Source organism: Pseudomonas sp. NPDC087346 (assembly GCF_044744235.1).
In the GTDB taxonomy this organism is placed as follows: Bacteria; Pseudomonadota; Gammaproteobacteria; order Pseudomonadales; family Pseudomonadaceae; genus Aquipseudomonas.
In genome coordinates this window covers 1-9,364 of record NZ_JBIUXX010000112.1, presented here as the reverse complement: position 1 = coordinate 9,364, position 9,364 = coordinate 1, and the positions used below count along the sequence as shown (strand labels likewise).

4 protein-coding genes and 1 pseudogene are annotated in these 9,364 nt (G+C 56.3%); 1 reads left to right on the top strand and 4 read right to left on the bottom strand.

Annotated elements, in window-relative coordinates; all coding sequences use genetic code 11:
• The 4 genes from ACIOZM_RS30585 to ACIOZM_RS30570 all read right to left on the bottom strand — a co-directional run.
• Positions 1-3,389: Ig-like domain-containing protein (locus tag ACIOZM_RS30585; RefSeq protein ID WP_401221168.1), on the bottom strand; the 3,389-nt coding region annotated here is incomplete at its 3' end.
• 36 nt (positions 3,390-3,425) lie between these two features.
• On the bottom strand, positions 3,426-4,646 hold the full coding sequence (locus ACIOZM_RS30580) for an HlyD family efflux transporter periplasmic adaptor subunit (protein ID WP_401221166.1): 1,221 nt from the start codon (positions 4,644-4,646) through the stop codon (positions 3,426-3,428).
• Complete coding sequence (locus ACIOZM_RS30575; protein ID WP_401221165.1) at positions 4,643-6,790, bottom strand: ATP-binding cassette domain-containing protein; 2,148 nt, start codon at positions 6,788-6,790, stop codon at positions 4,643-4,645. The genes ACIOZM_RS30580 and ACIOZM_RS30575 overlap by 4 nt, the downstream gene beginning before the upstream one ends.
• A gap of 14 nt (positions 6,791-6,804) precedes the next feature.
• On the bottom strand, positions 6,805-8,199 hold the full coding sequence (locus ACIOZM_RS30570; RefSeq protein WP_401221163.1) for a TolC family protein: 1,395 nt from the start codon (positions 8,197-8,199) through the stop codon (positions 6,805-6,807).
• 728 nt (positions 8,200-8,927) lie between these two features.
• Between ACIOZM_RS30570 and ACIOZM_RS30565 the strand changes: the two are divergent.
• Positions 8,928-9,209 (top strand): annotated as a pseudogene (locus tag ACIOZM_RS30565) (transposase); the annotation flags it as partial.
• Positions 9,210-9,364 lie beyond the last annotated feature (155 nt).

Sequence of the window (9,364 nt, the reverse complement as noted above, 5' to 3'; positions counted from 1 at the left end):
GTGTAGCTGAACACCAGGTTGGCGGTCCCGGAGCCGGACACATAGGTGGCCGGTTTGGTCGATGAGCCAATCACCAGATTGAGCGTCGGCGTGCCGGTGACGGTCACCACTTCGCTGAAGGCCACCGTCACGCTGGCCGTGTCGCCCGCATTCAGGGTGCTATTCGCCGCACCCGTGGCCGCTGTGATGGCCACACTGGAAATGGTGGGGGCCGTGGTATCGACTACTACGCTATTGACAGCGGCCGCCACCGCCGGCACCGCGAGCGTCGCCGTATTGCCTGCCGCGTCGGTCAGGCCGCCGCCGGCCAGGGCCAGCGCCGCGGCCGTCGCCGTGATGCCGCCCGCCGCATCGCTGTCACCAGCGGCCACGGTGTAGGTGAACACCAGGGTGTTGGTCCCGGAGCCGGACACATAGGTGGCCGTCTTGCTCACACCGCCGACGTCAATGGTGTAGGTCGGGATGCCGTTGACCGTGACCGCTTCGCTCGCCGTCAGGGTCACCTTGATCTTGTCGCCGGCCACCAGCGTGCCGGTCTTGGCGACATCAGCACTGTCCACCCCGGAAATGACCACGCCGGAGAAAGCCGGGGCCGTGGTGTCCACCAGGTAGCTGGCGTTGTCCGCCACCGCGGTGTAGCTCAGGGTCGCGTTGTTACCGGCGCCATCCTTGATCGAGCCACTGGCTACTGCCAGCCCGTTGGCCGGCAGCGCGAGGCCGTTGGCATCCGTGTCGCCCGCCGCCACGGTGTAGCTGAACACCAGGTTGACCGTACCGGAGCCGGACACGTAGGTGGCCGTTTTGGTGGAGGAGCCCACGGTGAGATTGATCGTCGGTGTACCGGTGACGGTCACTACTTCGCTGAAGGCCACCGTCACGCTGGCCGTGTCGCCCGCATTCAGGGTGCTGTTTACCGCCCCCGTTGATGCAGTCATTTCCACCGAGCTCACGGTGGGCACGGTAGTATCGATTGCGATAGTCACCATCAAACCCGCGCTGCCGGGGTTGCCCGCTGCGTCTGTGTAACCGCCCGCAACAACGCTGGCTTGATTTCCGCTATCTACATTGGCCGTCGGAACGAATTTTGCCGTGTAAACCTTGGGGTCGCTCGTCACGACCAAATCAGTGAGCACGCCATTAGCCACTGTGACGTCACTTGCCGTAAAGCCTGTCGGCGCTTCACTGAAGGTAAATGTAAAGGTGGCAGACTCTCCTGCAAGCAGGAGTGTTTTGTCACTGGTAATCACCAATGTAGGGGCAAGGCTATCTACACTCATTGAGTGTTCCGCTGGAACGGCCACGTTACCCGCCAAGCTGCTGACGGAAGCCGTGATCGGTACATTGGAGCTGTCCGCCGGAACCTGTGCCTCGGTAAAAAGAGCAGACCAGGCGCCATTTGAAACGGTTGCCGTGACGGTGGAAGTGCCCCACTTCACGCTCACTAGCTGCCCGTTCTCCGCACCCGTAGTGGTACCACTGACGCGCACCCCCTCGTGCGCCTCGGCGGCGTTGACCACGTCCTCCCCCGCCACCGGCCCAGTAATCGAAATGGTAGGCAAGACGGTCTCGATCGAGAATTCAATCTTGCCGGCCTGAACGGTGGAGGCGCCCGAAGGGATCTCGATACTTACGCTGAGCGCATGGGCGCCATCAAGCCATGGGGAGGCAGGAGTAAAGCTCCAGCTCCTGCGGTCGGCCGCCAAGGTGGCCGTACCGATTTTTTCGCTCCCATCATAGATCGAGACGAGTGCACCGGTAGGCAGGACCACCGCAAGTGTCCCCGACAGCGTCGGAGTGGCGTCATTGATCAGCGCATGTGCGGCAACGGGGCCGATCGCCCCCTGAACATCGTCAGTCACCGTAAAGGACAAGGTCGCCGTATGGAAAAGCGCGTCCAGTTGGACCTCACTTAACTGCTGCGCCTGCGCCAGACTCAATGTGGAATTTTGTGCGAACTGCGCAAGCTGGGCGCTATTGAGCGCATGCAATTGATCGTTCGTGAGTGCGGAAGTAATACCGACAGCGAGCATTGCAATCTGTGCCGGTGTCAACGCTGCCACCACTGAGGGCGACAGCGCAGAGAGTTCAGACTCCGTCATGGCACTCAGTTGGGTATTGCTGATGGCCTGGGCTTGAGACATGGCGCTGGCCGCGGCCGGTACTGCAACGGTGAGCGGGGTGAGATAATCAACCCCCTGCAAATTGCCCGCTTGTGAGGCGCCCGCGATCAAGAGCGCTTCCAATTCGTTGTTGGTGCTGCTGAGCGCCTCCGTCAGATAACGCTGCGCCGCAGCGGCACCGTGCAGCTCCTCGAACCCCGAAATGGCAGCCAGGATATAACCTGCCAGATTCGCGGAGGCGTTGGGATGGCCTTGCGCGTCCACAACAGGTACCGGCGCGACAAATAGATCGCTGCCCATGCCGAGTCGGGTCGCCAAATTTGTGTTGGCCGCCTGGATTTGTTCTGCCGAAAGCGCGCCCAGTGTTGTCGAAGACGAACCATCAACCCCTACAGTACCGGCAGGGAGACCGAGCGCGCGCACCGCCAGCTCGGTCAGTGGACTTAATACTATCGTGACAGTCCCGGCACCGTTACTTACAAACGCCGCACGCAAATCGTAGGCCAAATCTTTCGCCGTACGAGTAGCCTCATCTAAGTAGTCACCACCAGCGTTGGTATCCGTTACCCTGGCAAGCACCGCACCTGTATGGCTTGCCGAGTAGCTAAGGGTGAACGTACCGTCGTTATTGATGACCACCGGACCAGCAAGAATTGTACCGTCGGCACTGTACAGCGTAACGGACAAACCATGGCCGGCGACTAATGGCCCAGCAACCACCTGGCCATTTACAATGGTGGTCTCTGCGACCGGGGTGCCTGTACCTCCACCCCCAGTGCTACCAGTGCTACTATGATGACCGCCACCACCCCCACCACCAGCTGCGAGGGCGATCCCGCCCACTCCCAATAACGCTGCTGCGCCGTAATACAAAGCGTTCGAATGAGTAGCCGAGACCGCATCACTCATTTGTCCTGCCTCGTCCAAGGCGCTTACGCTGTGCTCAGCGGCATCGACTGGCAACGCATCGGTTCCCGACGCATACGACCAGCCTGTCCCGTCAAGCGTTGCCCCCTTGGACACGTAGAAGTCGTTAATTTCAACGATCGTCTCACCATCCACTTGTATAAGAAGATCGTTTCCTTCTTTTTTGAGTTCCGGCTTTTTGCCATTAATGTGTTCGGCACCCGATAACTTGACACCGTCCACCGAAATAACTGTATGGGTGCCCGGCACGGCCTTGGTCTTAATGGGATGCCCGGAAACAGCCTGTACATTAACTTTCTCTTTCAGGCCATTGCTGTTAGTGGTGACAATTTCAATACGCATAATACAGTCCTCAATTTAATCGGAAAAAAGGATGGGTCACCGTTCACCGAGCGATTGGTTCAATCCCTTCATAATCGGTTTAGTCAGATACTCCAGCACGGTGCGTTCACGCGCTCTGATATCGACGGATGCGGACATTCCAGGTCGTAAGTGGATTTCTTCATTCGTGTGGCTTTTGAATTCCGCCCCCCGAATGAGAATGCGCACTCTGTAATAAGAGGTAGGGCCTTGACGTGTCTCTTCCGTGAGTACATCGGGGCTGATATAGCTGACTTCGCCCTGCATAGAGCCAAATATGGAGGAGTCATAAGCGTCAATGCGCACATTGGCGCGCTGCCCCTTCCGTACAAAGGCGATGTCTGAGGGGCTGACCTTTGCTTCAGCCAACAGATCACCGCTGGTAGGAAGCACCTCCATGATGGTGTCGCCAGGGCGCACGACCCCTCCTAGGGTATTGACATGAATATTGTTGACGACACCGTCGACAGATGCAGTGAGCTCGGTCTGCTCTAACACCTGTGAACGATCACGCAACTGTTCTGTCTGGCTGGTCAAATCCTCCTGAGCCTTTGTCATATCGGCTTGCGTGTCTTGAAAGTACTTATTACGGCGATTAGTTATTTGCGCCTCAACGTCGGCGACCGAACGCTGCAGCCGCAAAATTTCTGCCTGACTGACATCCCCGGTAGCGACCAGTTGCCGATTGATGTTCAGCTCTTTGCGCGCCAGTGCTAAAATATTGTCGAGGGATGTCAAATCAGCGTCAATGGCCGTACGCCGTTTTATATAAAGCTCTTTCTGATTGGTTATGTAATCACTGTAGGCGTCCAAATCCCGGGGAAACTCCAGCGGCTCGCCGTACACTTCAGCGTGCAGCCGCGCCAGGGTTATCCGCAGCGCTGCAACCTTGCCCAAGCTTTCTGTTACAGCAGCATTCGCTCGCTCCTTCTGCAAAGTGACGAGCGACTGCCCCGCATGCACGACGTCGCCTTCGTGGACGTGGAGTTTGGTTACAACGCCCCCATCAGGTGATTGGATAATCTGCGTGCGTTCCGCGGCAATAATTTGTGCCGGGGCTCTGGTTACTTGGTCGACCTTTCCAAAGGCCGCCCAGACCACCAGCGCTATCAACCCCAGTAACATGATACGAAGGTTCCATCGTGAACGCGTCGGCCCCGCGAGTTCTTTAATCTCTCGAAGTGGCGCACGTTGCAGTGACATCTCAGCCTGCGAGTTCATTTCAATCTCGGTACTCACGACATTTCTCCCTGAACGCCAAATTCCGTGCTAGGCGGTACTTTGGCTACGGGCTGCTCACGTGAGTCCAATTGCCGCAGCACAGCATCTCGTGGGCCGTCAGCAACGATATTGTTACCTACGACCACGAGGACTCGATTCACTAATGGCAGAACACTGGGTTTGTGGGTCACGATAATGAGCATGGTTCCCCCCTGCGCTTCCTCTGCCAGGACAGACAGGCATTGGCGCTCCTGCTCTTCATCCATCGATGCGGTGGGCTCATCAAGCAGCATAATGCTGGGCTTGCACAGTATAAGGCGCGTAAATGCCACCAGCTGCCGCTGCCCACCACTGAGCCCCTTCCCCCCTTCGGTGATAGGTCGATCAAGCCCTTGTGGGTGCGAAGCAATTATGCGGTCCATGCCGGTTCGTCTCACCGCATGCAAAATTGCTTCGTCACCGGGATCCGCCAAGCCGATGAGCAGGTTTTCACGCAAAGTGCCCTGAAACAGCCGGTGCTCTTGCTGCAAATAGCCGACCTGGCGACTGATCACCTGCCGACTGATGTGCGATAGATCGAGACCGTCGAGCAATACCCGGCCCGATTGCGGCACATACAACCCTGAAAGCATGCGCAGAAGCGTAGATTTGCCTGAGCCAATGGGACCAAGGACGGCGACTCGCTCGCCCGGCTGGATCTGAAGTGAAGGGACTTTTAAAGCCGCCGGATGCTCACCATAGGCGAACGAAAGACCTTCGACGGTGTACCGTCCCACGATACGTTCAGGCACGAGCGGCCTGCGTACCCCGTGGTTATCGGTTTTGAGCTTGTAAAGTTTTTCCAGGCCATCTTCTGCAGCACGGGCATGTGCGTGCTGCACCAATAGAGCCGGCAACGCGAGGATGGGATTTAATATACGTCCCGACAGGATGGAACAGGCAATCAGGGCGCCAGTACTCATTTGCCCTTGCATTACCACGAGCGCACCGGTGACGATCAATGCGGCATAACTGAGTTGCTGCATCGTCCCTGCCAGATAACTGGTGGACTCGGTGGCGTGGCGAATTTTGAGATCGCTCACAATCGAAAGTGCATTGACGTCGATCCATCGTGATAGGAAACGCCAGCCTCCCGAGCCCGCCTTAATGGTCTCGGCCCCCTCGACGGCTTCGACCAATAGCCCTGTTTTCATGTTCGAATAAGCAGCACCCTCTTTGGCTTGCCGGGCGACATGCCTGCGGGCAGAAACACCAATGACGAGTGCCACCAAAGCGAAGCCCAGCATGACCAGGGCAACAACCGGGGTAGCCAGCATCATTATGATGCCCAGGAAAAGCATCGCCATCGGAAGTTCAATGAGTGCAAACAACGACGATGCGGTGTAGAAACTCCGGATTTGCTCATAACCCCGAATTTGTGACGCCAAACTGCCGACCGAAGCCGGTAATTGATCCAGGCGCAACACCAGCAACTGTTGAAAAATCTCTCGCGACATACGGCTATCGAAACCAACCACTACGTAGTCCATCAAGTGCGAGCGTGCTAATTTCATCGCCAGCTCAATCAATACACTCAGCAGGACCCCCCCAGCGAGCACAAATAACGTGTATTCACCCCGCGTCGGGATAACCCGATCGTAGACTTGCATCGAGAACAGTGACGTCGCCAAAGCCAGCAGGCCAATCACTGCTGAGGCGATACCTGCCTCTATAAGGGCTCCGCGGTACTCACGCAGACTCATATTGAGCTGGCTTCGAAATCCGGTCGAGGACGCCCCCTCATCGTTGGCAGCCTCAAAACCAGAGTGGCGCCGATCACCGCACTGTACCTGGGCGCTACGACCGGCTAGCTCTTGAGTCGTTTGAAGAGTCTCTTTGCTGTCGCAAAGCACTCGCCAATCCCCGGAAGGCTCAAGGTCGACGATGACACCCCATTCACCGTTTTCCAACGAACAGATTAATGGCAGTCGCGCAGCATCCGGCGTTTGCAAACGCCTAGGTGTCGCCACCCCAAGATGGGTACACACAAGCTGGAGATAGTCGAATGCATTCACCGTGCTGCCAATCTGGCGGCTGGATTGCAAACGCAGCGGATCGATAACGCAGCCTTGTGCGTAAGCCAACCGCCGCAACGCCCATGTAAGAGACTCAAACTTTTTCATTTATAAACCCCGGATTAGGGCAACAGTTGGGTGCGACCCTGACGCAGCTGCAGGCGATAGAGTGCGGCAGTCATTGCCGCTTGTGACTCTGCTTGTGCAAACTGGTTTTGGGAGAGTTCTCTGACAGCGTTGAGCAAGTCGATCCACGTCTTGCGCCCAGCGGTGAATTGTCTTGAGTAGGAATCAAGCACCTGCTGTGCACCCGCTACGGCATCTTCAAGCGCGCGAAGCCTTTCTAATGAGGAGGTGAAATCTTCGCGATCCGCAGTCATGGCCTCGCGCTGTTCGCGATACGCCGCTTCCACTGACTGATCAACGGATGCAACGCGTGCACTTAACGCATCCGCCTGAACCCCCGTCGCGAAGCCCGCACCTGGGGTATAACGAACGCCCAGGAATACGGCGGGGCTGTTGTCCACGACCTGAGAGTCAGAGAAACTGCCGGATGAGTTTCCTAAGGGTTTAACCAACCGCACATAAGCGGTAGGCCATCGCTCCGCGCGTTTCGCGTCCAATTGGGCGGCGACAATCTGCGCATCACCTTTGGCAACCTGGACCGCAAAACTGTCTCTGGCATACGTGCTTAAATCGGCAGTAACTACCGGGACAGACGACTGCCGTACCGTTTCAGGATTTGGCCACAAGGGAAGGTCGCCGGTGCGTTCATCAAGCCCTGCTACGCCTGATAATTGTTCCAACCGTTGTGCCGCCGCACGCAGAGCAGAACGTGCCGAAGACAGCTCTACTTCGGTCTGACGTATGCGCGACAGAACCAGCTCAAGATCAATCGAAGGCGAGGCATCTGCTGCCACGCGCCGGCGCATTTGCGCTTCATAGGTACGCAGCCTGTCCATTGTCTGGCCGGCAACACCAAGCTTGTCACGCGCACCGATAAGCTGTTGCCACGCGGCGACTACTTGCAAGGCCAACTGCTGCCTTTGCCATATGACGCGTGCCTCGCTCTTGGCCAGGCCTGCGTTAGCATGCGCGATACCAGCACTGATCTTTCCACCGTCCCAGAGGGTCTGCTCCACTTGCAGAGCCCTTGAAGGCCCCGAAGTGACGTTCCCCGAATCGGTTTCCATGACTGCCGATACCGTAGGCCACCACTGCCGCTGCGCCGCCGTCACGTCAAGCTCACTCGCCGAAACCTCAAGAACATCACCGCGCACGAGTGGATGATCATTGACAGTCAGAGTGATCAACCTCTGCAGCGATATTGGCAAATATTCCGCCTTCGCAATTAACGGCATTAGCAAGGCAATCAATATGACCGCGATAGCTACACTGGCCGAATACAGACGCGAACCATAGATGACCCGGTATATAGCAATACGCAACTCAGGTGATTTTCCAACGTGACTTTGCATCCATTCTGCATAACGCGCCACACTGTCTGCTCGAGCCATTTAAACTCCCACCAAGCACATTCAAGGCAGCAACCCACCCTGGAATCGCTCGCACGATAAACAAGGAGTAAAAACAAAGTTCGCACAACCAAAACCACTTCTTTAAAAAATGCAAAAAGCTCACATGGAATTAGACCAACAAGGCAAAAGTTTCAGAGTCAGGAAACCCTTCTAGTTACGCAGGGGCTTACTTCTAACTATGTAGGGGTTTACTTCTAACCATGTAGGGATTTACTTCTAACTATGTAGGGGTTTACTTCTGCAGGACGCTAATGATTTTATTTTTATTGCGTAAACTTTAGTAAAATTTACTATTTCTGATTTTCGTTCTGCGATCAAAGCAGGTATTGTCCAAATATTTTGTATTTTTACCTTTTTCCATCGCGACCACACAGTTCACTACAGCTTTGTTGGCCTGGTTACACCCGTAAGTCGCCCATCCCCATCAATTATTCTCGAGCCACATACAGGTTCGACAGAGCAAACAGCTCCAGGGACGACCTGATCCATCTCGGCAAAGAATCGTTCGCGGTGAATTCGCTGACGTTTGCCAGGGCACCCAAAGCTGGAAACAAAGCAAGAAAAGCTGATCTTGGCTCATGCGTGACTCGAGGCAGATGGTCAAGGTGTATTCCAACACCTTCGAGGAGTTGCTCAAAGCCCCCCTAAGACCGGGCGGCGCGAAAATTGAGTGCAACACCTGACCTTTCCTGTACGGTGTTGCCCCTATGTCCTATCACGAACTTAGCGTCGAAGAGCGCGTAACCATCCAACTCGGTCACGTCCAAGGCTTCAGCCTGCGCAGGATTGCCCTCTTGATCAAGCGCTCGCCCTCAACGATCAGTCGGGAGTTGAGGCGTAATCGGCAGGGTTGCGGCAGTTACTCAGCCCACACTGCTCAGCACTATATGAGGGCTCGCCGTCGCCCCTGCCGCCCCACGCGTAAGCTGTTGCGGGGCAGTGAACGCTTTGATTTGGTGACTCATATGTTGCGTGAGCGTTTGTCTCCTTAGCAGATTGCCGGCAAGCTGCGCAGCATGAATATTCCCAGCTTGAAAGATGCCTATGTTGTAACCGCTCCACGAACCCCACATTCAAAGCCGCGATTTGATGCCTGATGCTGTGCTCCCGATCTCTTTCAGAAGCCAGCGGCCATGATGCGTCC

Bases quoted from the DNA above. Each gene is read 5' to 3' on its own strand.
- ACIOZM_RS30575 (WP_401221165.1), bottom strand. From the start codon at position 6,790: ATGAAAAAGTTTGAGTCTCTTACATGGGCGTTGCGGCGGTTGGCTTAC.
- ACIOZM_RS30570 (WP_401221163.1), bottom strand. From the start codon at position 8,199: ATGGCTCGAGCAGACAGTGTGGCGCGTTATGCAGAATGGATGCAAAGT.